The organism is Nostoc sp. T09 (assembly GCF_002154695.1).
GTDB lineage: Bacteria > Cyanobacteriota > Cyanobacteriia > Cyanobacteriales > Nostocaceae > Aulosira.
In genome coordinates, this window is sequence record NZ_MTAV01000115.1 from 1 (window position 1) to 24,609 (window position 24,609).

The following is a 24,609-nucleotide window of genomic DNA, read 5'->3' on the forward strand; positions in this document are numbered from 1 at the left end:
AATATTTTATCGGTGCCGTGCCCCCACTTGTCGCATAATTTATTTCTTGGAGTTCCCTAAGCTTGATAAGCGTTGAAAATTTGTAATTGGTGATAGCTTAGTTAAACTAGCTCAAAATAGAGTCACAGGAGACGCGATCGCTATGACTCAAGTTAAATCTCAAATTACACTACAAGAATTCTTGGCACTAGCAAAAGAGGATATCACTTACGAATTAGTTGATGGCGAAGCAAAACCCAAAATGTTACCAAAAAGATTTCATTCTTGTGTAAGAGGTGCAATCTACATACTTTTATCACAGAAAATTCAAAATCGTGGTGAGGTTGGTATCGATTGGGCAGTTACTTTAAACCGTAAGGGTCGCGACTGGGTGCCCGTACCAGACTTACTCTATGTATCCTATTCTCGGCTTCCAAGTAAGCTAATCGAAGATGAACCTTGTCCCATACCTCCAGACTTAGCCATTGAAATTATCTCTCCCGACCAAAGCTTTGGCGAAATGACCGCAAAAGCCACAGATTATCTCGATGCAGGTGTGATGAGAGTTTGGGTTGTGGATGCAAGAGCTAAAACAGTCACTATTTTTTATCCTGATGCACGACCTCAAACAAAAAGTGGTGAAGATAGTTTAGAAGATTCTCTTTTTGAATGGCTACAAATTACACCGCAACAACTTTTTCAACAAGCAGGAATTCCATAAAGATTTTGAAATAAAGGCTTCGCTGCTCTTGACGTGAGTGATCGCCTAATTATTAGGCTTTGATAATATAAGCGATACATTAGTTTACGCTTTAGTAACCTAAGTTAGCTTTATCACTGTGCGATCGCCTCAAAATCAATAGTTACAGTAGCCTAAATTGCCACACTTCGAGACTTGGCAGATTCACACAAAATTACGACATATTTTTTACTAATAAACTTTATTCATACTGCTTATAAATTTTTATAATGTGCGAAAATATCCAAGCATATAATCTAAGTTTAGATAATTAGCAGGCTTTACCAATCATACACGTTTAATAGCATCTACCTTTTTATACATTTAAGAAGGGTATCAATACTGGATGGAATTTACTGAGTACTCACGTGATTTAGAAACAAGAATTGCCGAAGAAAGTTTACTACATAGAATAACAACCCGAATTAGGCAATCACTCGAACTCAAAGAGATATTAACGACTAGCGTTGCAGAAATTCGTGCATTTTTGGGCACAGATCGGGTAATGGTGTATCAATTTGACAGCGATGGCAGTGGAGAAGTCGTGGCTGAATCTATACACCAACAGCGTCTACCATCACTGATCGGGCTGCACTTCCCGGCAACTGATATTCCCCAAGAAGCGCGAGATATGTTTTTGTGGGCGCGTCAACGTTCAATAGTGAATGTTGCTAGTGGGCGGATTGGACTATCGCCATTAGACAGTCCCGAAACTGGCAAATCTCTTAGTCATGAAAATCTCTACTATCGAGCAGTAGACTCTTGCCATATTCAATACCTAACGGCAATGGGTGTGCAGTCTTCGCTAGTGGTGCCAATTTTACATCACGACCCGAAAGAGCAATCAGCAAAACCCCGGCTGTGGGGATTGTTAGTATCCCACCACAGTACACCGCGCACAGTTGAGAAACAAGAACTGCAATTAGTGCAGCAAGTAGCCGATCAAATATCAGTTGCGATCGCTCAAAGTTACCTACTCAGCCAAGCTCGTGCGGAGCAACAGCGAGAAGCTATCATCAACCGTGTTACCACCCTGTTACATGCCCTACCCACAATCCAATTTCAAACAGCACTAGAAGCAACTATTGCAGCCTTGGATGGTATCGGTGGCAGACTTTACATTGAGCAGAGTACAGAATTATACACTTGGGGCGAACAACCGACACTAACACAAGGACAAGCAAACAGTGTCATGGAACAGCATTCCCTGTGGCAAGACTGGATAGCTGAGTGTAAAACAGGTAACCTCTGGGCAATTACCGACCTCTACAAAGAACCTCATTGGGAAGAACTCGCTCCCGTTTTCCAGTCAACCCGGATTCGCGGTATGTTGCTAATTCCTCTCAATTACCGTCAAACTTTTATTGGTGTTTTAAGTATTTTTCGCTCTGAATTTGACAGCGAAATCTTGTGGGCAGGGCAACGCGATCGCAATGAACAACAAAAGCTACCCCAGCTTTCATTTACGGCTTGGCTAGAACAAAAAAAGGGTCAAGCGCCTGAGTGGAAGCCTGAAGAAATCTCAATGGGGCGAGCTCTAGCGGATCAATTTGCGATGGCAATTCAGCAACAGCAGATGTACCAACAGGTACGGGCGCTGAATGCTAATCTAGAACGTTTAGTAGAAGAGCGTACAGCTCAATTACAGCAATCTTTAGAGCTAACCAGGATAGTTAAGCAAGTTTCCGATCAAATCCGTAGCAATCTAGACTACAAGCTCACCTTGCAAACTCTCGTGCAGGAAGTGCGGAAACTGCTCAAAACAGACCGGGTGGTAATTTACAAGATTCTCGGTCAGTTAGGAGGTGAAGTAGTTGTTGAAGATGCAGACAGCAACTTGCGTCCTATTTTAGGGATGAAAACGCCATTGGAATGCTTTCCCGAAGAATCTGCCCGTCTTTACTTGCGGGGAAGAGTGCGGGCGATTAACAATACAGCTTCAGAAGATTTGACTTTCTGCCATCGAGAGTTTTTGCAAAGTCTTCAGATCAAAGCAAATTTAATTGTCCCAATTAGGATGGGTACGCAATTATGGGGATTAATCATCGCCCATGAATGTTTTGCTCCGAGAAATTGGCAGGATGCAGAAATGGATTTGTTGCAGCATCTAGCAGATGAAGCCGTGCTTGCCATTCAGCACGCACAACTATACGAAAACAGCCGTGCTGCTGAATCTGCTGCCACAGCGCAAGCTGAACAGCTAGCCCAAGCTCTCGAACAAATCAAAAACACCCAGGCACAACTTATCAAAAGTGAAAAAATGTCCAGCTTAGGGCTATGGGCACTGGGCGTAGCACACGAAATCAAAAACCCTGTTAACTTTATCTCCACCAATCTATCTGACATCAGCGATAGCATCCAACAACTGCTAGAACTTTTGCGCCTGTATCAGTTGTACTATCCTCACCCCAACGGTGAAATTAGCTATCACGCAGAAGCGATCAATTTGGATTTTTTGCTCAACAAGCTACCTAAAATCCTGTTATCAATGAAACTACAAGCTGAACGCATCAACTCAATGATGCTATCGTTACGGAATTTTTCTTACCAGGATGCAGCAGCGATGAAACTTGCTGACCAGCCTGAGACCTTTGAAATGAGAAATCTATTCAGTAGCCAAGAATAGCCGCTATCTATCCTCTAGATAACAAAATGTAAAAGCCCCTCTCATTATTGCAGTGGGGCTTTGTAAACTTTATTTGCTAAAATTTGCTGTTATTTTCTTAAAACGCGCTCATGATGGTGATGATCCCAGCGCTTGTCAACATTATGAGCGCGCCCATAAATATAGATACACCCAAAGAACCTGAAGTTTTTGAATTATTCATTTTATTAGAATCCCCCAAAGTTAAGGATTCATTAAGAATATCAATATCAGTATTGTATATCCATATAAATACGGTAAAAATTAAAATTCCGTAATCTTTCTTAGTAAACGCTGTGGTATTTACTTATAGATGAGCTTGCTGAACTACTTAAATTTTATAATCTGTCAGGATTCATTAACTCTTTCTATGCAGCTTTGATCGCGTCAACCATATATACACGTATTTATGTATCAATCGTTACAGTAAATAAATTTATAAATCCCTCATACCCTAGCGAGTTGTGTGCCTTTGGATGTGCATATATGAGGTAAAATGAATTTTGTTGAAGTTAAAGAACCATTTAGCTAGAAAATTATCATGACAGTCTCCACGGTCTCTAAAAACCAAACAAGCAATTTTGATTTAGAAGAGTTAAATCAACAGTTTGAAACTGCTACTCCTAAAGAGATACTGGCCTGGTCTATAGAAAATATCCCCACGGGACTGGTGCAAACCAGCGCCTTTAACGTGGATGACATGATAATTACTCATATTCTTTATAGTGAACTGAAGCATCCAGTTCCGGTTATCTTTCTTGATACTCTGTACCACTTCCCCCAAAGCCTAGAACTAGTTGCTAAGACTAAAGAAATTTATAACTTGGATTTAAAAACCTACAAGACTCCAGACGTAGATAGCCGCGAAGCGTTTACTGCCAAATACGGCGAAGCACTCTGGGATAGAGATATTACCAAATTCCACCACATTACCAAAATTGAACCTTTGCAACGGGGTTTAGACGAACTCAACACCATCGCTTGGATTACCGGTCGTCGCCGTGACCAAGCCGTTACCCGTGCTAATATGCCTATCTTTGAATTGGATGGCAAGGAGCGCTTGAAAGTTAATCCCTTAGCTAACTGGACACGTCAAAAAAGCTGGGTTTATGTGGCTGAACATGGAGTAATTTACAACCCCTTGCACGACCAAGGCTATCCCAGCATTGGCGATGAACCCATCACCACCAAAGTCGGTGAAGGTGAAGACGAACGCGCTGGACGCTGGCGGGGAACTGGCAAAACTGAATGTGGAATTCATATTTAATAATTTGTCATTTGTCCTCTGTTACAAAGTCTCAGCTGAGGAAACCTCAGCTGAGACTTTGCTCTTTGTCATTTGTCATTAATATTTAGACAAAGGACAAATGATTAAGAACAAAGGATCAATATGATTAAAATCCTTCATCTTTCTGATATCCATATGGGGAGCGGCTTCTCCCACGGACGTATTAATCCAGCAACAGGATTAAACACACGATTGGAGGATTTTGTCAGTACATTATCAAGATGTATTGACCGAGCGATCGCAGATAATGTGGATTTAGTCATATTTGGTGGTGATGCCTTTCCAGATGCGACTCCACCACCTTATGTGCAAGAAGCTTTTGCTAGCCAATTTCGCCGTCTTGTAGATGGCAATATTCCCACAGTCTTGTTGGTAGGAAATCATGACCAACATTCCCAAGGATTGGGGGGAGCGAGTTTATGTATTTACCGCACCTTAGGAGTGCGGGGGTTTCTTGTAGGGGATACGGTAACTACTCACCGCATTCAAACTCGCAATGGTAAAGTTCAAGTTATTACCCTTCCTTGGCTGACCCGTTCGACGTTGATGACTCGCCAAGAAACTGAAAGTTTGTCGCTAGCAGAAGTCAACCAACTGTTAACTGAACGTCTACAAGTTGTCTTGGAAGGCGAAATTCGCCGTCTTGACCCCGATGTACCAACTGTGCTGTTGGCTCATTTGATGGCTGATAATGCTGCTTTGGGAGCCGAACGCTTTTTAGCAGTAGGTAAAGGTTTTACTCTACCCCTATCTTTGTTGACACGTCCTTGTTTTGATTATGTAGCTCTGGGACATGTCCACCGCCACCAAAATCTGAATAAATCTAACGACCCACCAGTGATTTATCCAGGAAGCATTGAGCGGGTGGATTTTAGCGAAGAAAAGGAAGATAAAGGTTATGTGATGATTGAACTGGAGAGGGGTAAGGCTAGTTGGGAGTTTTGTCCTTTACCTGTGCGGACTTTCCGGACAATTGAGGTAGATTTATCAAAAGCAGAAGATCCGCAAGCCGCATTAATTAAAGCGATCGCTAAACATGATATTCAAAATACTGTAGTCCGGTTAATCTATAAACTCCGCTCCGAACAGTTAGATTTAATTGATAATTCCTCGCTGCATAGTGCGTTAAGTTCCGCTCACACCTACACCATTCAACCAGAATTACTGAGTCAATTGGCTAGACCCCGGATTCCCGAATTAACGGCCAGTAGTAGCATTGACCCACTAGAAGCATTAAAAACTTACTTAAGTAATCGCGAAGACCTGAAAGACATCGCCGGAACAATGTTAGAAGCTGCACAGAGGCTACTTGCAGACGATGTAGAAGTCTGGCTGGAAGGAGCAACTCATGAGTAGCATTCTCCGAATTATTTGTTAATTATAAGAGTTAGACACGGGCAATATAAAATCAGTTGTTTTGGCGAAGAGTGTAGCCAAAATGGTAGAAGTCCCCAAGCCCTCAGTTAGCTATAGAGCAAAATTTAAGGTTAAGGGGTTAGGAATCTGCCAAAATTGCTATATTCCTTGCTCAGTATTTTAGTAGTCCTCTTGCAAAAGGTACTTTTGTCAAAGCTGGAGATAGGGTAAAGGTTAAAAAGAAAAGGAAAATTCTCTCCCTTTCACCCTTCCCGCTTTCTCTTAAGCCAACTTCTGCAAGAAGTTCCAGGATGTATTCAATTGAGCGGGAGTACAAACCTTTTTCAGGTGGACTTAGTATGTCCCTCTACCCACAGATAAAACAATTTTTACTCGGTAAATCATTACCAACCAGCGCTCATAGTGAAGAGCGATTGAGTAACGCTGCTGCTTTAGCAGTGCTATCCTCAGATGCGCTCTCCTCAGTTGCTTATGCTACAGAAGAAATTCTGCTGATTCTAGTAGCAGCGGGAAGTGGTGCTTTGGGTTTGTCTCTACCTATTGCTATAGCGATTATCATCCTGCTGGGCATAGTTGTGCTTTCCTATCGACAAACTATTCGCGCTTATCCCAAAGGCGGTGGTTCCTACATTGTTGCTAGAGAAAACCTTGGTATTTATCCAGGTCTAGTGGCAGGTGGTTCGCTGATGATTGACTATATTTTGACAGTTACAGTCAGTATATCTGCGGGTACAGCAGCTCTGACATCAGCAGTTCCAGCACTCCGACCTTTCACAGTCAGCCTGTGCTTAATTTTCATTTTCTTGTTAATGCTGGCAAATCTCAGAGGCGTTAAGGAATCAGGCAGAATATTTATGATTCCTACCTATGCGTTTATTGCCAGTATTTTTGTACTGATTGCTATTGGTTTGTTCAAACACGCTACCGGGGAAGTAGTAGCAGACTATCCCCCCATTCCTGTCAAGGAAGGACTGAGTTTGTTTTTCATTTTGCGAGCCTTTTCAGCTGGCTGTACAGCACTTACCGGAGTGGAAGCTATATCTGATGGTGTCTTGGCATTTAAGGAACCAGAGTGGAAAAATGCCCGCCTCACATTGCTTTACTTGGGCGTTATTCTGGGGCTGATGTTTATTGGCATCACTTATCTATCCAATATGTATCATCTTGTGCCAGAAGAGGGACAAACAGTAGTTTCTCTTTTAGGTAGAGAGATTTTGGGGAATGGACCATTGTACTATTTTGTCCAAATTGTCACCCTGTTAGTTTTGCTGTTAGCAGCAAACACCAGCTATGCAGATTTCCCCAGACTTTGCTACTTTTTGGCGCGAGATGGCTTTTTGCCGCGACAATTATCGCTATTAGGCGATCGCTTAGTCTACTCCAACGGTATTATTCTCCTAAGTATCTGTGCTGGGATTTTAGTAATTATCTTTAAAGGGCAAGTGAACGCCGTTATTCCCCTGTATGCAGTCGGTGTATTTACTTCCTTTACCCTCTCTCAAGCTGGGATGGTGCGTCACTGGTTTCAATCACGAGAATCAAATTGGCGCGCTAGCGCGCTCATGAATGGGTTGGGAGCCATTGCTACAGCTGTTGTACTGGGAGTAATTATTTCAACTAAGTTTCTCTTAGGCGCTTGGTTAGTGGTAGTAGCCATACCTTTAGTAGTGGCTTTATTCTTAACGATTCGCCGTCACTATGAATACGTAGCCGAACGTCTGAGTATTCAGGGTATAGCGCCTCGCAGTTATATTCCTCGACCTAAACCAGCAATGGTTACCCATCCAGCGGTAGTAGTAGTAGGACAACTTAACCGAGGAACAGTAGAAGCTTTGGACTATGCACGCACCATCGCCGATGAAATTGTAGCAGTACATGTAGATATAAATAGTTCTACAGATAGAGAGAAACTGCAAGAAAAATGGCGTAATTTAGAATCAGATATTCCTCTAGAAATTATCGATTCACCCTACCGTTCTGTAATAGAACCACTTGTGGATTTTGTCAGTCAGTTTGAAGAGCATCATCCAGATGTTTTTACAACTATCATTATTCCTGCTTTTGTAACTCGCAACTGGTGGGAAGGTCTTTTGCACAACCAAACAACCTTATTCTTAAAGACAGCTTTAAGGGCTAAAAAAAGTCGAGTTGTCTCTACTGTTAGGTATTACCTATAACAGAATTTTTCATAAAATTGTGAATGAATGCAACCGAGTTTCTCTGCTTTATAGCAGTAAAAACTCGGTTTTTTTTAATAACTTCGTAATTTTAGGATTCGTAGCAATTGCTGAATCATCGATTGTTCACTTAAGTAAACAAAAATGAAGCCAGATGAGAACTTTTGTTCTATATATCGTATAATTTTTTTTAATTACGGTATTTGGCTCAAAATACCGTAGATTAAGGGGTGATTGCACATGAGTAAATCGCAACATCCGACACAATTAAGTACGGATCTAATTGAGCGAATGCGAGTTTATGTCGTGGAAATTTGGCAAGCTATGCAATTTTATTACCAACAAAAAATTAGAAGTTGGTTAAATGGACGCTCTCTACAAAGCTTTGTGTGTCTGTTTCTAGTAGCTACTCTTTTAAGTATAGTAGTTGCTGCGTGTTCTGGAAGCAGTACAGCTAGTAAATCTGATATAAAGCTGAGGCTGGTTTCCTTTTCAGTTACCAAAGCCGCCCATGACCAAATAATTCCCAAATTTGTGCAAAAGTGGCAGCAAGAACATAACCAAAATGTCACTTTTGAGCAAAGCTATGGAGGTTCCGGCGCGCAAGCAAATGCTGTGATTGCTGGTTCTCAAGAGGCAGATATAGTACACCTCGCACTGCCTCTGGATGTCAACAAAATTCAGCAAGCAGGTTTGATTAAATCAGGTTGGGAAATTAAATCTCCCAGAAGTGGTATTGTTAGTAGATCGGTTGCTGCAATTGTTACCCGCGAAGGCAATCCCAAAAACATTAATAATTGGCAAGACTTGGCAAAAGATGGCGTGAAATTGATTGCGGCTAACCCAAAAACTTCCGGTATTGCTATTTGGGAATTTTTAGCTTTTTGGGGTTCGGTAAGTCTAACTGGAGGTGACGAAGCGACAGCATTAGATTATCTCACCAAAGTATATCAAAATGCCCCTGTGCTAACAAAAGACGCTCGTGAAGCTAGCGATTTGTTTTTCCAACAAAATCAGGGAGATGTTTTAATTAACTACGAAAACGAGATGATTTTGGCAGAAAAAAATGGCTCAAAACTGCCTTACGTTATACCGCAAATAAACATTTCCATCGATAATCCTGTAGCCATCGTTGATAAAAACGTCGATAAACATGGTACAAGAGAAGTTGCAGAAGCGTTTGTGGATTTTCTTTACTCAACAGAAGCCCAGCAAGAATTTGCTAAATTAGGATATCGTCCAGTCAACCCTACTGTTACCCAAGAAGTAGCATCGCAATATCCCTCAGTCCAAACTTTATTTACGTCTCAAGATTTAGGTGGCTGGGATAATATTCAGAAAAAGTTTTTTGGAGATGGGGCAATTTTTGACAAGATTCAAGCTGCTAAAAAAGCATAAACTCTCACTTTTTCGCCCGATCTAATCTAATTGCAATCACTTTATCTCCATTGATAAGTTATGAGCTTTCGTAGCCAATTTAAGGGTAGCTTTTTTCTAACCTTTTTAATGCTCATTGCCAGCAATATTACTGGCTGTAATAGCGGACAACAACTGAAAAGTCAGGTGAGTATTGACGGTGCAGCGGTAGGGTTTCCGATTTCTCTAGCAGTTGCAGAAGAATACGAAAAGTCAAAACCTGAAGCACAAGTTAGTGTCGCCTCAAGTGGTACTGGTGGAGGAATCAGTAAGTTTTGTGCTGGCGATATCGATATTGTTGGCGCTTCTCGTACCATTCGAGATGAAGAGATCAAAAAATGTAAAACTAAGAAGATTGAATTTGTCGAGTTACCTATAGCTTTAGATGGAATTGCTGTCATCGCCAACCGTCAAAATAACTTTGCTAAATGCCTAACTATTGATGAACTCAAAAAGATTTGGAGTGCTAAATCAGACGGCAAAATACTAAATTGGAATCAAGTTAATCCCAACTTTCCTAAACAAAAAATGAAGCTGTATGCTCCGGCTTCTGATACAGGAACGTTTGATTATATGACTCAAGCTGTTACTGGCAAAGCTAAGAATGGCCGTACAGACTACACTCCTAGTCATAATCAAAACCTGTTGGTGCAAGGGGTAGCAGGTGATGCATCAGCCTTGGGTTATGTAGGGATATCTTACTACATTCAAAACCAAGACAAACTCAATTTAGTTGCTGTAGAAAGTCCCAAAGGAAAGTGTGAAAAACCAGTTCCTGTGGATAATGTAATCAAAAATATCTACACACCTTTGTCTCGTCCACTGTTCATCTATGTCAGTAAAAAATCCTTAGATAGCAAGCCAGCAGTTAAAGAGTTTGTAGATTTTTATCTAGAAAATTCTTGGAAGTGGGTAGATAGCGTTGGTTATGTAGCACTACCTGATGAAGCTTATGTCAAGGTAAAACGAAAATTCGCTACTGGTGAAACTGGCACAAAGTTCAAAAAAGCTAAACCAGGTGAGCCGATTACAAACTTTATTTAAAAGGCAGAGAGCAGAAGGAAGGTATAAGAAAAGTGTTAACTATCAAGCTTTCATACTTTCTCTACAAAGTTACAAGTCCTTGAATTTATAAACTGCGATAAGCGCTACATCAAAACTCTCTTCTTCTCACTTTCTGCCATCTATATCCTGCCTTTTTTTACTAGTCAAAACTGAACTGTATTATGCAAAATTCAAATTTTTCAAACGATTCTTTTCAAATACCCAGGCAGTCACTAGAGAAAAATGCATCTGAAGATATCCAAGAAAATATTGTTGCGGGAATTTTATTTGCTTGTGCTTTGGTGTCTGTATTTACTACCTTTGGTATCGTTGTCATTATCTTTAAGGAGACATTCGCCTTTTTCAAAGAAGTTTCCTTTGCACAATTTTTTCTAGATACTAAATGGACACCTTTATTTGCAGAGAAACATTTTGGCATATGGCCCTTAATTAATGGGACTTTCTTAACTACAGCGATTGCGATGGCAGTTGCTATTCCTTTAGGTTTATCTTCTGCTATTTATCTAGGTGAGTATGCTCAACCTAAAGTAGCAGCAATTTTACGCCCAGCGGTGGAACTTTTGGCAGGGATACCAACGGTAGTCTATGGTTATTTTGCACTGTTATTTGTCACACCTTTATTACGAAATTTTTTCCCGCTGGAAATTTTCAATGCCTTAAGTGCAGGGTTAATGATGGGAGTAATGATTACTCCAACTGTTGGTTCTATCAGCTTAGATGCGATTCGCGCAGTTCCACGTTCATTACGTGAGGGAGCTTCCGCTTTAGGTATTACTAAACTGGAAACGATTTTTAAAGTAGTTCTCCCAGCAGCACTGTCTGGAATTATCGCCTCGATTATTTTGGGTACTTCTCGCGCTGTGGGTGAAACAATGACTGTGATTATCGCCGCCGGACAACAGCCAAAACTAACTATTAATTTTGCAGAATCAGTTGAAACGATGACAGCTTACATGGCGCAAATTTCTGGGGGAGATAGCCCGCGTGGTAGCATTAATTTCCAAACCTTATATGCTGTAGGCGCTGTTTTGTTTCTACTCACCTTAGTTCTAAATATTGTTAGTTACTGGATTTCTAATCGCTTTAAAGAAAAGTACGAGTAATAAACATGGCTACAGCTTATCGACAAGATGATTCTTTGAATCCGGCAACAGAATTTACTGATAATGTTGAGAGTAGAGAGAAGTTAGGAAAAGTATTTGAAGTACTTTTTTTGTTAGGGTTACTGATTGGTGTATTTGTCCTAGCGTTGCTACTCTTTGATATTTTAAGAGACGGACTAGGGAGATTTTTGACACCCGGATTTTTAACAGAAACTCCTTCTCGTTTCCCTGAAGATGGTGGTATTCGTCCAGCTATTATCAGTAGCATTCTTTTAGGACTTGTTGTCATTTGTGTTACTGTACCAATTGGTGTTGGCGCAGCTTTATATCTGGAAGAATATGCACCTAGAGCTTGGTGGACAGCAATTATTGAGATAAATATCAGCAATTTGGCGGGAGTACCTTCTATTGTCTACGGATTGCTGGGTTTAGGAGTTTTTAATTATTTGTTAGGTTTTGGTCCGGCATTAATTTCTGGAGCATTGACTTTATCTTTGCTATCTTTACCAGTAATTATTGTGACATCTAGAGAAGCAATTCGCGCAGTTCCTGATTCTATTAGAAATGCTTCTTACGGCTTAGGTGTTACCAAATGGCGAACTATTAGTAATCATGTCGTACCCTATGCTGTTCCTGGTATTCTAACTGGAGTAATTATTTCTGTATCCCGTGCCATTGGTGATGCAGCGTCTTTAATTGTTGTCGGCGCTGTCGGTTTTCTGACCTTTAATCCTGGTTTGTTCCAGAGATTTATGGCTTTGCCTATTCAAATTTACAGTTACATAACTCGTCCAGAACCTGGTTTTGCTAATGCAGCAGCAGCAACAATTATTGCATTGCTGATCTTGATTTTAGTTCTCAACGGTGTAGCAATTTATATTCGGCAACGCTTCTATCGTTAGATAACAGAGCAAATTCAATAGTTAATAGATTTTCCCGGCATTTAAATGATATCTAGGAGCTAGGTAAGATGACTTTCAATAATCGTAGAAGTCAACTGAATAATCAAGGCACACTTAACCAAGAGAATAATGCGGTATTTGATGTTGAAGGTGTTAAGGTTTACTATGGTGGATTTTTAGCACTTTTAGATGTGTACTTGAAAATTCCTGAAAAACAAATTACAGCTTTTATTGGCCCTTCAGGATGTGGTAAAAGTACTTTGCTACGTTGCTTCAACCGCATGAATGATTTAATTACTGGAGCGAAGGTAGAGGGTAGGCTAAATTACCGCGATCGCAATATTTACGACCCCAAAGTTAATTCAGTAAAATTACGACGGCAAGTCGGAATGGTTTTTCAAAGACCAAACCCATTTCCGAAGTCAATATACGAAAATATTGCCTTTGGCCCGCGTTCTAACGGTTATAAAGGTAACCTAGATGAATTAGTCGAAGATTCCTTAAGACGCGCCGCTATTTGGGATGAAGTCAAAGATAAACTCAAAGAGAAGGGTACGGCATTATCTGGCGGACAACAGCAACGGCTTTGCATTGCCAGAGCGATCGCCATGAAGCCAGATGTATTATTAATGGATGAACCATGCTCGGCTCTTGACCCGATTTCTACTCGTCAAGTCGAAGAACTCTGCTTAGAACTCAAGCAACAATACACCATTATTACGGTGACTCATAATATGCAGCAAGCTTCGCGGATTGCAGATTGGACAGCTTTTTTCAATACCGAAATTGACGAACATGGCAAACGTCGCGGTAAATTGGTTGAATTTAGTCCAACAAGGGAAATGTTCTCTTCTCCTCAGACTCAAGAAGCTGAGGAATATATTAGTGGACGCTTCGGTTAAGTATACTTACTCATGAGAGTTGTCCAGAGTCAACAGTCAAGTTTTACTCTGGACTCTGAACTACCAAACACGAAAATACACAATTTTATTTGGGCATTTAAAGCGTTGATTAGCTGTGATGCAAAGGTTTTGTCGGAATTTCAATCACAAACTCTGTTCCCTCCCCTAATTTGGAGGAACATCGAATTTGACCGTGATGTTTTTCGACTATTATTTGATAGCTGATAGATAAACCTAATCCTGTACCTTTACCTAGCTCTTTGGTGGTAAAGAAGGGTTCAAAAATGTGCGATCGCACTTCTTCTGGAATTCCAAGACCATTATCAGCTATTCTAATGACAATTTGATGATTAACTATCTGCGTATTAATCCAGATAGTTAAGGGAATTTCTGGGCGAGTTTTTGATGATTTCAAATACTTTTCTTGTACAGTTTTATACTTTTCTTCTAAAGCATCAACGCTGTTACTTAGGATATTCATCACTACTTGATTTAGTTGTGCAGGATAGCATTCAACTAAAGGTAAGGCAGCATATTCTTTAACAATTTCAATAGCTGGGCGCTCTCGATTATTTTTAAATCTATGTCCTAAAATCAGTAAAGTACTATCTAATCCTTCATGAATGTCTACTGCCTTTAATTCAGCCTCATCTGTACGAGAAAAGTTTCGCAATGATAGTACAATCTGATGAATCCGCTCTGTTCCCACATTCATCGATTCAATAGTTTTGGGTAAATCTTTGATAATAAAGTCCAACTCAGTTTTATTAATTTGTTTTTGAATATCTGGAAATAAAGCGTCATTTTGACGGTAAAGTTTTACTACCTTCAGCAGTTCTTGAGTATATTCATTTAAATGTATAAGATTACCAAAAATAAAACTGACAGGATTGTTGATTTCATGAGCAACTCCGGCAATTAGTTGCCCTAAGCCAGCCATTTTTTCGCCCTGAATTAACCGCGACTGAGTTTGTTTTAATTCTTGTAAAGCTTGCGTAAGTTCTAAGGTTTGACGTTTAGTTCGTTCGAGTAATTCTCCTTGCTGAATAGCAATTCCTAATTGCACACCAACTTGAGCCAATAAATTGATTTCTTCATCTTTCCAATAGCGCGGTTGCGAATTTTGATAAGCAACTAATAATCCCCATAATTGTTCACCTTGTCGGATGGGAACAAATGTTTCATTGCGCGGCAGTTCGTTATCGTCATCTGTACCTTCAAAATTTTCTATCAGCATTGGTTGGACTTGTGCCACTGGTTTCCAACCATCTTTGAAGGAATCTGCCACAAATTTACCACTCCAATCTGGGTTAAAACGGTAGATAGCTACGCGCTCAACTTCAAGCAACTCTCGCACAGCTTGAGTAGTAGTTTTAAAAATAGTTTTAATATCAAGTGATTGGCGAATTTTATCAATAGTTGCAGCTAGCAGTTCTTGGCGTTCCATTGCTTTTTCTCGCTCGGTAGCTTCTGCTAACTGGACAGCCTGCATTTGAAATTGTTTTAAATAAGAATCCTGTTTTAATGCAACTCCTAACTGCTCGGCTATTTGGCTGAGAAATTCAATTTCAGAAGGTTGCCAGTGACGGGGTGCATCACATTGATGAATACAAAGTAATCCCCAAAGTTCGCCGTTTTTTAACAGAGGTGCGACCATATTTGCACGCACTTGAAATCTTTCTAGTATTTGGATATAACAGCCTTGAAACTTTCTTTGATAAATATCAGCGATCGCATTTACTCGACCTTGCGCGTAAAAGTGTGCAAAGCTTTCACTAAAGCAGTGGTCATAAACTTTTTCTGCTATTGCAGACTTCCAGTCGGGAGCGACATCTTCATAGACAAATTCTCCTTCCCAGTCTGTTTGCGGGTCAAAGCGAAAGACCGCCACTCGGTTTGCTTTAAGTAGTTGCCTAACTTCGGTGACAGATGTTTGAAAAATTGTGTCTAAATCTAAAGACTCACGAATTCGCGCAATGACACCAGTTAATGTCTTTTGTTGCTCTGTCTGGTAACGTGCTTCTGCTAAAAGTTTGTTGTGTTGGAGGACAACTCCCAAGTTCTCTGCTATTTGGCTAATAAATTCAATTTCATTAGCTTGCCAAATTCGAGGATTGCTGCATTGATGCACACACAAAAAGCCCCATAAATTCCCTCGTTTTAGCAAAGAGACTACCAGATGTGCCCGCACTTGAAATTTTTCCCAAATCGCAGCATAAGATTCATTTAATTCAGCATCAGAGATATCTGCAACTACTTGTACTCTTCCTTGTTGGTCATCACCTGCAAACTGTTCCTTAAAATATTGGTCGGAGACTTTTGCTCCTATTACCGAGTCCCAGCTAGGTACAACATCCTCGGAAATAAATTCTCCTTCCCAGTCTTTTTGACGGTCGAATTGGAAGACTGCAACCCGGTCAGCTTGCAGCATTTGTCGCACTTCTGTGACTGTAGTTTGGAAGATTTTATCTAAATCCAGAGACTCGTGAATGCGAGTAATTACGCCAGTTAATGTTTTTTGTTGCTCTGCTTGGTACTTAGCTTTTGCTAACAACTGATGATGTCGCAATGCTACACCAATTTGTGTACCGATTTTGGTTAGTGATTCAATTTCATAGGATTGCCACTGTCTGGGTGAAGAATTTTGGTAGGCTGCAATGATTCCCCACAGTTTGTCTCCTTGAAGAATGGGAGCCGTGGCAAAAGCTTTTGCTTGAAATTGCTCCAACAGATTCACGTGACAGTCTGTTAATCCAGCTTGATAAATGTCATTGGCTGTAAATGTCTGATTATTAACGTAGCGTCCCCCTTGATTTTGCTGTAAATAAGTATCTGCGATCGCAGGCTGAACATTAACTAAGGGAGTCCAACCTTCAGCAAGTGATTCAGCGACAAAGTTACCAGTCCAATCGCCATTGAAGCGAAAGATTGCAACTCGGTCGGCTTGCAGCAGGTTGCGTATTTCTTGAGTCGTTGTTGCAAAGATACTTTCAATATCCAGGGGGGAACGAATTTTATCAACAATCTGAGCAATTACGCGATCGCGCTGGGCTGCTTGTGCTAATTTTGCAGCTTGTAATCGAGCTTCATGGAAAAGCTTCGCTTGTTGAATGGCAACTGTGAGATGGTTAGCAATTTGGCGAATAAACTCAATTTCCGATTCTTTCCAGTTGCGAGCCTCACGGCACTGATGAATGCAAAGCAATCCCCACAGTTCCTTCTCCCTTAACAAAGGCACAACGAGGTTGGCGCATACCTGCATTTTACGCAAAATTTCTACATGAGAATCGCTTAGTTCTGCCTCATAAATATTGCCAACAGCCTGCACTAGACCTTGTTGATACTCAGCAGCAAATTGTTCTGCAAAGCAGTGATCGTGGATTTTCAGTGCCATTACCGAGTCCCAACCAAGGACAACATCCTCACAAACAAATTCTCCTTCCCAGTCTTTGTCCTGCTTAAACTGAAAGACTGCTACTCGGTCAGCATTCAGCAATTGCAGCACAGCTGTAACGGTAGTTTGAAAAATCGTTTCTAAGTCAAGAGACTCCCGAATTCGCACAATTACATTCGCCAGGGCTTTTTGTTGCTCTAGTTGTTCTTGCAGTTGAGCGCTTGACAATAAAAGTTGATTTTCCGTAGAAGTCGAATTGAGTTCCATTGCTCTTATTTATGGGAATTTTCTTAAAAAGATGCTTTCCGCCAAACTTCTCTAGGGTGATAGATGAAACACTGCAAAATTTTTCCAGTGTCCTACTATTTTTGAGAAGATGGTTATTTCTATATTTCCCGTTTATTTATTTATCCTCGCAATGGAAGATAAATAACGAAACTATACAAAGATTTTGCAGCTTATAAAATGACTCAAGCAAAGAAACTTTAATCACTTAAAGTCGGCATAGTACGTCTTTTACGGTATGGTAATACTCGCTATCATACAGATAACAGCATATGCCTACTGCCGAACAGGCTCTTGCGTGCGTCAGAGTATGCCAGATGCTCTCAAATGGATATCAGCCTATCCATGTATTTCGGTACAACCAGAATACCAAGACAGTTTTTATACTGGCTGGTATGTCTGAAAACCTGGAAATCCTGATTTTTCCCGATGGTCAATGGAGGTTTAACGATGACGAAACCGGATTTTAGCAGAATGACTCGTCAAGAGATGAGAGCTTATATTTTGGTTCATCGGGATGATGATGAGGCCATCGAGGCTCTGATCAAACGGGGAGATCCCAACAGCCCAAAATATCGCTTTCCTCAAACTGACGAGGATTTGAGGGAAATGGAAGAGATTCTGAAAAGAAAACTGGAGAGCAAGGGAGAAGCGATCTAATCAATCGCGTTGTAACTAGAAAAAGAAATTTAATCTATTTGAAATATACGTAGGGAAGCCAATGCCTACAATACGCTTAGTAAGTCATTTTTTCAAAAATTAAACTGGATTTTTATAGAATTGCCAATCCAAGGTTCAAAATTCAAATCTAATTCCGGAAAATCTGCTGAGGCTTGATCGTACTTTCCTGGAGTAGGATTTTAATCAAGTACTTATACTGGGTGTTATGTCTAAACTACTGCCAGTTGTCTTAGCCACCGTTACCATTCTTATAACATCAACTAATCATCCTAGTGCCACACTGGCAGGAACTTGCGCCTCTAAGTGTGGTCCACGTCCAATTCAATTTACTCCCGGTCAATCTATCCGCTTGGAAGTAATAAATAGAACATTAGGTTTGGTAAAATTAGAGAAAGTCCAAGGAACTGACCCCATTCCCCTACGACCAGGACAGGAATTACAATTTGTGCAAGGTGATGAGACACAGCCAAATATTTCTCTTGTGTTCTGGGATGAAATGGGATTGCCGCTACAAGCAATTATTTCCAAACCCAACTTTGGGACTTTACACGTAGAACTTCGTCCTGGTAAACGCAACCCAGGCGATCGCTCTCTGCATATGCTGACTGACGGTCATGTAAATGTGTATTAAAAGTTAGCAAAAGTTAGCGTCAAAGCGATCGCTTTGACGCTATTAGTTATGAGTTAGGCAAAAACTTTGCATTCATAATTTCTAACTCATAACTTTTATTGTGCTAGATGTCGTTCGCCCTGAAACCGCAAAACCTCGTAGGCGCTTACCTAATCAGCGTTGGCAAATTTACCCACAAAGAGCAGAATTTGCCCAAAAGCTGGCTGTAGCGAGTAATATCTCACCTATTGTTAGTCAACTGCTAATTAACCGGGGTATCGAAACCCTAGAAGCAGCACAAACATTTTTAGAACCAGAATCTTTAATCTTACCTGCGCCATTAGAAGAATTTCCTGATTTGGCAATCAGCGTGGAGTTACTGCAAAATGCGATCGCCTCTGAAGAAAAAATTGCTATTTGCGGTGACTACGATGCTGATGGAATGACTAGCACCGCTTTACTGTTGCGCAGTCTGCGCGCTTTAGGGGCTAAAGTTGATTATGCTATCCCTAGCCGGATGCATGATGGTTATGGCATTAATAAACGGATTGTAGAAGAATTCCACAGCGAAGGCGTTGGGTTAATTCTGACTGTCGATAATGGTATCTCCGCAGTTGAACCAATTGCCAGAGCCAGAGAACTAGGTTTAAAGGTAATTGTCACCGACCACCACGACATTCCTCAAGTATTACCAGAAGCTAATGCTATTCTCAACCCCAAACTGATCGCTGAATCTTCGCCTTACCGAGGTGTTGCGGGTGTGGGTGTGGCTTATATTTTGGCGGTGTCTCTAGCACAACAACTAGGGGAGACTAGAGGCTTAATCCAGCCGATGCTAGCACTATTTACATTAGGAACGATCGCAGATTTAGCTCCCCTAACTGGGGTGAACCGCCGTTGGGTAAAACGTGGTTTACAGCATTTACCTAAGTCTCATTTACCTGGGATACAGGCGTTGATTCAGATAGCTGGAGTACAAGCAAGGGATGGGGATCTGGGGAGCAATCCAAAATCCAAAATCCAAAATCCAAAATCCCTAAAGCCAGAGGATATTGGGTTTCGGCTGGGGCCAAGAATTAATGCGATTGGTCGGATTGGCGATCCTCAGATTGTGATTGATCTGCTAACTACAGATGATATGGGGATAGCGCTGGAGAGAGCAATGCAGTGCGAAGGTGTGAACCAGCAACGCCAGGAAATGTGTGAGCAAATTGAACAAGAAGCGATCGCTTATGTTGAAACTGAATTTGTCGCCTCACTCCAGCAAGACCGGGTATTAGTTGTTGTCCAACCAAACTGGCATCATGGTGTAATTGGAATTGTCGCTTCCCGTTTGGTAGAACGCTACGGTGTGCCTGTGTTTATTGGCACTTATGAGGATGAAGCACATATTCGCGGTTCAGCAAGAGGAATTCCAGAGTTTAATGTGTTTGAAGGTTTGCAGGCTTGTCACGAGTTGTTAGGTAAATATGGTGGACACAAAGCAGCCGGGGGATATTCTTTACCAGCGCAGAATTTATCGGCATTGCGATCGCGTTTGATTGAGTTTGCCAATCAATGTCTCGAACCCCAGCACCTCAAGCCACTACTCAAAATTGATACCCAGGTAAATTTTAGTGAAATTAATCACCAGCTTTATCAGCAGCTAAATACTTTGCATCCCTGCGGTATCGACAACCCCGATCCGGTCTTCTGGACACCTAATGTTCAAGTAGTTGAGCAACAAATAGTTGGCAAAGGTCACATCAAACTCACACTTGCCCAAACTATCGATCGTCAACAGTATAAAATTAAGGCGATCGCTTGGCGTTGGCGCGACTACTATCCCCTACCATTGCGAGTCGATGTTGCTTATAAACTGCGAGAAAATAATTTTAATGGTAATACCAACATTGAGATGGAATTAATAGGCGTGAGACTTACAACACAATCTCATCTATTTTTTACCTCGCCACCTCGTCCTTTAAGAACCACTTTTGAGTACAAGCAGCGTCAATATAGTTGTGGTATCTTTCAACAGGGTTCGTTACCAGAATTAAGAATTAAAAATCCTGAAGGCAAAGTCTTAGTTATGCAACCAGGACAAACAATTGGCTTACTAGGCAATAGTCGTGAAGACGCCAAAGAGGTTGATGTTTGTCAACCACAATACGACAGCATTATCCAAGCTGCGCTTCAAGCATTATCAGTGCTGAGTTCTGAGTCCTGAGTTTTCAATTACTAAGTTGGAGTTGGGAATCTTAATAATGTTCTACAACTCAGCACTTTTCACTTAATACTCAGTACTTTTCACTCAGCACTCAGCACTGTTACAGGTTGCCGTTGCGAAATGCCAGCACAAAAATTACAGCAGGACCAGCAAGGATAATCAGCCCAACGAAGAGTAGTTGAAAAATAACTTCCCAATTGATATTGGCTATAGCTTCAAACATTGTTTCCTCCCAATTGTCTTAAAAAATTCAATAACTTCAATTGCAAAACCCGCAATCGATCATATCCGGCGATGGACTGCTAGATTTAATTTACTTAACAAAATTATAAGAAAAAACATAAAAATGTAAGATGAGGTGACTAGGCTTCGACTTCGCTCAGCCTACAGAAAACAAGGGTAGTAATGCCCAATGCCCAATGCCCTATGCCCCATGCCCAATACCCAATAACAAATCATGGCAACTTGGCAATGTATAAAGCAATGTGGAGCCTGCTGTAATCTTGACCCAGCAGAGCGCCCAGACATAGAAGAGTATCTCTCACCGACAGAACTGGAACTTTACCTCAGTATGGTAGGTGAAGGCGGATGGTGCGTTAATTTCGACCATAAAACGCGAGAATGTCGCATCTACCCAAATCGCCCTCGTTTCTGCCGCGTAGAAACAGAAATATTTCAGGATATGTATGGAATTGAGCCAGAAGAGTTAAACGATTTTGCCATTGACTGCTGTCGCCAACAAATAGAAGGAGTCTATGGCGATCGCAGCTTGGAAATTATCCGCTTCAACAAAGCTGTTGGTCTATAAATTAAGACTCAAGGAACTGACAACTAATAACTGGAACTAGTTGCAATTTATTACAACAATCTGAGAAAATGAGAAGAATATGAAAACAAACTAGGAACAAGATTACTGCCTGTGAAACTTGACTCTGCACCCTTGAGCCTTTCTGGCATATCTCAGACTGAAAGCCAGCCAGAACTTGAAGACAGTACCGATATTACGTTAACGACTGCAATCATTGAGCCGCTTCAGTCTGTAGTTGCCGATAGCCCAAAAAAGCAAGAATCAGTAGCAGTGATTTTTGGTACAACCTTCATCACCATTTTTCTAGCAGAAATTGGCGATAAAACTCAGCTATCTACCTTGTTAATGAGCGCAGAATCTCATGCACCGTGGATAGTTTTTATGGGATCTGGGGCTGCACTGATAACTACCAGTTTATTAGGCGTACTTTTAGGAAGTTGGATAGCCAACCGACTTAGCCCTAAAACCGTAGAGAAATCAGCAGGTGTGATGTTATTGCTAATTTCCCTCATGCTGTTTTGGGATGTAATTATTGGTCATTAGTCAAGAGTCAAGGGTCAAAGGTCATTAGTAATTTCCTCCTTGTCCTCTCCGTCTTCCTTATCCCCCTCATCCCCTTAAATCACATGGATTGGCATCTTTTAGGACTGAGCTTTATTACAGTTTTTTTATCAGAATTAGGTGACAAGAGCCAGCTAGCGGCGATCGCGCTTTCTGGTCGCAGTCAATCTCCGCGGGCTGTATTTTTTGGTACTGCGGTTGCCCTACTATTAACTAGCTTGTTGGGAGCATTAGCAGGGGGAGCCGTTGCAGAATTTTTACCTACACGCTTGTTAAAAGCGATCGCGGCTGTAGGATTTGCGATACTCGCCGCACGGCTGCTGTTTTTTAACGATTCAGAATCAACACAGTAATCAATATAGATACATTTCACAAAAAAGACGCCAAGAATTTCTTAGCGTCTTTTTTGTGTGAGATTGAAATCTTAACCTTGCTGTCTCCAGCAATAGCTTAAAAGCGCACCACCTGCTATCAGCTTGGTAGCTTCCAATATCCAATAACTACCGTGGAGTAAATTCATCGTTGCTGGAATGGTAGTCTCTACATCAAATGCATTGAGATGAACTCCGATTGCACTCATCTGCGGAGTTAAAAGATAAGTATCAAGCAAAGCTATAACTAGCAGCAACACAGATAAAACAATACCGTTACGCCGCCAGTTGATTTGAGTTTTGCTCAAAGCTAGTACGCCAGTTAGCACTACAGCAGCAGACAATAATTCCACACGATTGAAATTCCAAAAAATCACATAGCCAACTGTAGAAAAACTAGCTTGGGTCATCATGCCAGAAATGTAAAGACTAGGCATAATTACCCAATCTAAGAGAAGGCTAGCGCTAAGCCAAAAGCCTAAAGTTAATAAAACAGCAGGTTGCCAAAACGACTGCTTGAATTGAACGTTAGAAATAGTATGCATAAGAATAATTGCTGTGTTGTATTCTTAGTTTCGATCTCTAGGCATTACTTTGACAACACTTATCAATTATCCTTTACAAAGCAATTGTGCTTATCACGAGTCAATAGAAAGATTGTGTAGTTTTATTAATAAAGTAATCGTTGCAATAATTTTATTTAAAGTTTAGTTGTGTTGTTGAGCGATCGCTTCAATAGCTATAGATGAACAATATGATGAGGCTTATATTTCAACTGCTCATAATTTTTTGATTACCAGAGTCAACGCTCAAGGCTTATTAGTTATTTCTCCCCGATCCTGCTTGTCCCCTTGTTCCCATTCCTCAGTCAAACCCTCATCTAGAAGACGGCGGACATGAATGAATTCATGTGCTACGGAGATCTGAAGCACATCTTCTACTTTTTCTCGAACTCTGCTCTTGATAGGTTGGGCTGGGTTACCTGCATAAATTGTCATTGGCTCTAATGAGCGCCCAGTTACTCCCCCTAATGTCAGCACTGCTCCCCGTCCAACTGTAACTCCAGGGCCAATTACCGACTTGGCTGCAATCCAACTACTCTCGTGAATGTGAATTGGTGCAGGAATCAGTTTAAAATCGGGATGATACCAATCATGATTGCCAGTGCAGAGATAAACTCCTTGCGATAAACACACATGACTTTCAAGTATCACAGGCGCAAGGTTATCAATCCAAGTACTTTCCCCAATCCAAACACAATCACCAACAGTCAAACGCCAAGGAAACTTTACCCGCACTCCTGGTTTAATGCGAACTTGTTGACCAATGCTAGCTCCGAAACTGCGAAGTACCCAAACCTTTAAAGTTGAGATGGGTAGCCAATTACTCTCAACTAAAGGCGATCCGAAGAAGTGCCACAAAAGCTGCTTCCAGTAGGGTACGCCAGGGGTATAACTGCCAAGAGAGTAGTTATCTAAATGCATAAAGTGAGTTACTTAATATTAGGATTGAGGCTAGCTCCGGTACGTCCTGAGACAATCCAGAAAAGAGAGCGTCCAATATCACGCAGGATGTGAGCAATCGATTCTCTAGGCCTATCAGAGGGGATAGAGACACAGGTAAAGATAATACCTTGACTGCCCAGAACGAAGATTGCTATAAATTTTGCTCTAGGCATGTGAAAATCTGAGGTAACTAAGTAGACATGCTGAATATGACTTTGCTTAAAGTCGGAAACGAGGCTAGTGAAGTTGGTAACTGTGTCAACAGCACGGTAATCAAGATGAAGACGGCTGTTGGGGATATCTGCATTGTGGAAGATGGTACTGGCTGTATCTGGAGGTGAGCCACTGGAAACCCAGATATCTAGGGTGGGATGTATTTGAGCAAATTGAGCAGTGAATTCTTCTCGATCTGGACCGCCACCAAGGGTAAAGATAGCTTGAGGGAAGGGAGCTTGGTAGGATGCGATCGCTATTCGTAAGGGAATTATGCTCAGTAACACTAGAATAAAACTAGCTATACCCAAAAAACAAAACTTTCTGAATTGCAGATGCAACCGTTGCATGAGTGGAATCAATAGGTTTTATATGCTTAT

21 protein-coding genes and 1 pseudogene are annotated in these 24,609 nt (G+C 41.1%); 17 read left to right on the top strand and 5 right to left on the bottom strand.

What is annotated here, in order from left to right:
• Positions 1-142: 142 nt before the first annotated feature.
• The 10 genes from BV372_RS22145 (at position 143) to pstB (ending at position 13,592) form a co-directional block, all read left to right on the top strand.
• Positions 143-700, top strand: coding sequence for a Uma2 family endonuclease (locus BV372_RS22145; protein WP_086688657.1), 558 nt, complete (start codon positions 143-145; stop codon positions 698-700).
• 364 nt (positions 701-1,064) lie between these two features.
• Complete coding sequence (locus BV372_RS22150; protein WP_086688658.1) at positions 1,065-3,344, top strand: GAF domain-containing protein; 2,280 nt, start codon at positions 1,065-1,067, stop codon at positions 3,342-3,344.
• A 559-nt stretch (positions 3,345-3,903) separates the two neighbouring features.
• Positions 3,904-4,629: a phosphoadenosine phosphosulfate reductase gene (cysH, locus tag BV372_RS22155; RefSeq protein WP_086688659.1), complete on the top strand. Its 726-nt coding sequence runs from the start codon at positions 3,904-3,906 to the stop codon at positions 4,627-4,629.
• A 123-nt stretch (positions 4,630-4,752) separates the two neighbouring features.
• The gene (gene sbcD, locus BV372_RS22160; RefSeq protein ID WP_086688660.1) at positions 4,753-6,006 is read left to right on the top strand and encodes an exonuclease subunit SbcD; all 1,254 of its coding nucleotides are present in this window, start codon (positions 4,753-4,755) and stop codon (positions 6,004-6,006) included.
• A gap of 359 nt (positions 6,007-6,365) precedes the next feature.
• Positions 6,366-8,204: an APC family permease gene (locus tag BV372_RS22165; RefSeq protein WP_086688715.1), complete on the top strand. Its 1,839-nt coding sequence runs from the start codon at positions 6,366-6,368 to the stop codon at positions 8,202-8,204.
• Positions 8,205-8,444: 240 nt separating this feature from the next.
• On the top strand, positions 8,445-9,602 hold the full coding sequence (locus BV372_RS22170) for a sulfate ABC transporter substrate-binding protein (RefSeq protein WP_086688661.1): 1,158 nt from the start codon (positions 8,445-8,447) through the stop codon (positions 9,600-9,602).
• Between the two features lie 108 nt (positions 9,603-9,710).
• Positions 9,711-10,664: a PstS family phosphate ABC transporter substrate-binding protein gene (locus tag BV372_RS22175; RefSeq protein WP_373270799.1), complete on the top strand. Its 954-nt coding sequence runs from the start codon at positions 9,711-9,713 to the stop codon at positions 10,662-10,664.
• Between the two features lie 182 nt (positions 10,665-10,846).
• Positions 10,847-11,788: a phosphate ABC transporter permease subunit PstC gene (gene pstC, locus BV372_RS22180; RefSeq protein ID WP_086688663.1), complete on the top strand. Its 942-nt coding sequence runs from the start codon at positions 10,847-10,849 to the stop codon at positions 11,786-11,788.
• 5 nt (positions 11,789-11,793) lie between these two features.
• Positions 11,794-12,690 carry a phosphate ABC transporter permease PstA gene (gene pstA / locus BV372_RS22185; protein ID WP_086688664.1) on the top strand — a complete coding sequence of 299 codons (897 nt, stop codon included), beginning with the start codon at positions 11,794-11,796 and terminating at the stop codon, positions 12,688-12,690.
• Between the two features lie 68 nt (positions 12,691-12,758).
• On the top strand, positions 12,759-13,592 hold the full coding sequence (gene pstB, locus BV372_RS22190) for a phosphate ABC transporter ATP-binding protein PstB (protein WP_086688665.1): 834 nt from the start codon (positions 12,759-12,761) through the stop codon (positions 13,590-13,592).
• A 109-nt stretch (positions 13,593-13,701) separates the two neighbouring features.
• Here the strand turns inward: pstB and BV372_RS22195 are convergent, their stop codons facing one another.
• Positions 13,702-17,253 carry a GAF domain-containing protein gene (locus BV372_RS22195; protein WP_086688666.1) on the bottom strand — a complete coding sequence of 1,184 codons (3,552 nt, stop codon included), beginning with the start codon at positions 17,251-17,253 and terminating at the stop codon, positions 13,702-13,704.
• Positions 17,254-17,588: 335 nt separating this feature from the next.
• Here BV372_RS22195 and BV372_RS38420 point away from each other — a divergent pair, with 335 nt between their 5' ends.
• From BV372_RS38420 to recJ, 4 genes are all read left to right on the top strand, one after another.
• Positions 17,589-17,741, top strand: coding sequence for a hypothetical protein (locus BV372_RS38420; RefSeq protein WP_373270800.1), 153 nt, complete (start codon positions 17,589-17,591; stop codon positions 17,739-17,741).
• Positions 17,722-17,931, top strand: a complete 210-nt coding sequence (locus tag BV372_RS22205) for a hypothetical protein (protein ID WP_086688668.1) — start codon at positions 17,722-17,724, stop codon at positions 17,929-17,931. Before BV372_RS38420 ends, BV372_RS22205 begins: the two co-directional genes overlap by 20 nt.
• 226 nt (positions 17,932-18,157) lie before the next feature.
• Entirely contained in the window at positions 18,158-18,583 is a 426-nt protein-coding gene (locus tag BV372_RS22210; RefSeq protein ID WP_086688669.1) for a hypothetical protein, read from the top strand.
• A 100-nt stretch (positions 18,584-18,683) separates the two neighbouring features.
• The gene (recJ, locus tag BV372_RS22215; RefSeq protein WP_086688670.1) at positions 18,684-20,771 is read left to right on the top strand and encodes a single-stranded-DNA-specific exonuclease RecJ; all 2,088 of its coding nucleotides are present in this window, start codon (positions 18,684-18,686) and stop codon (positions 20,769-20,771) included.
• 100 nt (positions 20,772-20,871) lie between these two features.
• Here the strand turns inward: recJ and psb30 are convergent, their stop codons facing one another.
• On the bottom strand, positions 20,872-20,994 hold the full coding sequence (gene psb30, locus BV372_RS22220) for a photosystem II reaction center protein Ycf12/Psb30 (protein ID WP_086688671.1): 123 nt from the start codon (positions 20,992-20,994) through the stop codon (positions 20,872-20,874).
• A 234-nt stretch (positions 20,995-21,228) separates the two neighbouring features.
• Here psb30 and BV372_RS22225 point away from each other — a divergent pair, with 234 nt between their 5' ends.
• The 3 genes from BV372_RS22225 to BV372_RS22235 all read left to right on the top strand — a co-directional run bounded on the left by BV372_RS22225 (position 21,229) and on the right by BV372_RS22235 (position 22,493).
• Positions 21,229-21,579, top strand: coding sequence for a YkgJ family cysteine cluster protein (locus tag BV372_RS22225; RefSeq protein ID WP_086688672.1), 351 nt, complete (start codon positions 21,229-21,231; stop codon positions 21,577-21,579).
• 111 nt (positions 21,580-21,690) lie between these two features.
• Entirely contained in the window at positions 21,691-22,122 is a 432-nt protein-coding gene (locus BV372_RS22230; protein WP_086688673.1) for a TMEM165/GDT1 family protein, read from the top strand.
• Positions 22,123-22,205: 83 nt separating this feature from the next.
• Complete coding sequence (locus tag BV372_RS22235) at positions 22,206-22,493, top strand: TMEM165/GDT1 family protein (protein ID WP_086688674.1); 288 nt, start codon at positions 22,206-22,208, stop codon at positions 22,491-22,493.
• Positions 22,494-22,564: 71 nt separating this feature from the next.
• Here BV372_RS22235 and BV372_RS22240 read toward each other — a convergent pair whose 3' ends face one another.
• From BV372_RS22240 to BV372_RS22250, 3 genes and pseudogenes are all read right to left on the bottom strand, one after another.
• A complete protein-coding gene (locus BV372_RS22240) occupies positions 22,565-23,056 on the bottom strand; it encodes a hypothetical protein (protein ID WP_086688675.1) in 492 nt (163 codons plus the stop codon).
• Positions 23,057-23,464: 408 nt separating this feature from the next.
• Positions 23,465-23,995, bottom strand: a pseudogene (locus BV372_RS22245) (WcaF family extracellular polysaccharide biosynthesis acetyltransferase); the annotation flags it as partial.
• 8 nt (positions 23,996-24,003) lie between these two features.
• The gene (locus BV372_RS22250; protein ID WP_086688677.1) at positions 24,004-24,579 is read right to left on the bottom strand and encodes a YdcF family protein; all 576 of its coding nucleotides are present in this window, start codon (positions 24,577-24,579) and stop codon (positions 24,004-24,006) included.
• Positions 24,580-24,609: the final 30 nt, after the last annotated feature.

Coding starts and splice junctions, on each gene's coding strand:
- BV372_RS22195 (WP_086688666.1), bottom strand. CDS start 17,253: ATGGAACTCAATTCGACTTCTACGGAAAATCAACTTTTATTGTCAAGC.
- pstA (WP_086688664.1), top strand. CDS start 11,794: ATGGCTACAGCTTATCGACAAGATGATTCTTTGAATCCGGCAACAGAA.
- BV372_RS38420 (WP_373270800.1), top strand. CDS start 17,589: ATGCTCTCAAATGGATATCAGCCTATCCATGTATTTCGGTACAACCAG.
- psb30 (WP_086688671.1), bottom strand. CDS start 20,994: ATGTTTGAAGCTATAGCCAATATCAATTGGGAAGTTATTTTTCAACTA.
- pstC (WP_086688663.1), top strand. CDS start 10,847: ATGCAAAATTCAAATTTTTCAAACGATTCTTTTCAAATACCCAGGCAG.
- BV372_RS22250 (WP_086688677.1), bottom strand. CDS start 24,579: ATGCAACGGTTGCATCTGCAATTCAGAAAGTTTTGTTTTTTGGGTATA.
- cysH (WP_086688659.1), top strand. CDS start 3,904: ATGACAGTCTCCACGGTCTCTAAAAACCAAACAAGCAATTTTGATTTA.
- BV372_RS22165 (WP_086688715.1), top strand. CDS start 6,366: ATGTCCCTCTACCCACAGATAAAACAATTTTTACTCGGTAAATCATTA.
- BV372_RS22145 (WP_086688657.1), top strand. CDS start 143: ATGACTCAAGTTAAATCTCAAATTACACTACAAGAATTCTTGGCACTA.
- BV372_RS22170 (WP_086688661.1), top strand. CDS start 8,445: ATGAGTAAATCGCAACATCCGACACAATTAAGTACGGATCTAATTGAG.
- BV372_RS22205 (WP_086688668.1), top strand. CDS start 17,722: ATGACGAAACCGGATTTTAGCAGAATGACTCGTCAAGAGATGAGAGCT.
- pstB (WP_086688665.1), top strand. CDS start 12,759: ATGACTTTCAATAATCGTAGAAGTCAACTGAATAATCAAGGCACACTT.
- BV372_RS22235 (WP_086688674.1), top strand. CDS start 22,206: ATGGATTGGCATCTTTTAGGACTGAGCTTTATTACAGTTTTTTTATCA.
- sbcD (WP_086688660.1), top strand. CDS start 4,753: ATGATTAAAATCCTTCATCTTTCTGATATCCATATGGGGAGCGGCTTC.
- BV372_RS22150 (WP_086688658.1), top strand. CDS start 1,065: ATGGAATTTACTGAGTACTCACGTGATTTAGAAACAAGAATTGCCGAA.
- BV372_RS22240 (WP_086688675.1), bottom strand. CDS start 23,056: ATGCATACTATTTCTAACGTTCAATTCAAGCAGTCGTTTTGGCAACCT.
- BV372_RS22175 (WP_373270799.1), top strand. CDS start 9,711: ATGCTCATTGCCAGCAATATTACTGGCTGTAATAGCGGACAACAACTG.
- BV372_RS22225 (WP_086688672.1), top strand. CDS start 21,229: ATGGCAACTTGGCAATGTATAAAGCAATGTGGAGCCTGCTGTAATCTT.
- BV372_RS22210 (WP_086688669.1), top strand. CDS start 18,158: ATGTCTAAACTACTGCCAGTTGTCTTAGCCACCGTTACCATTCTTATA.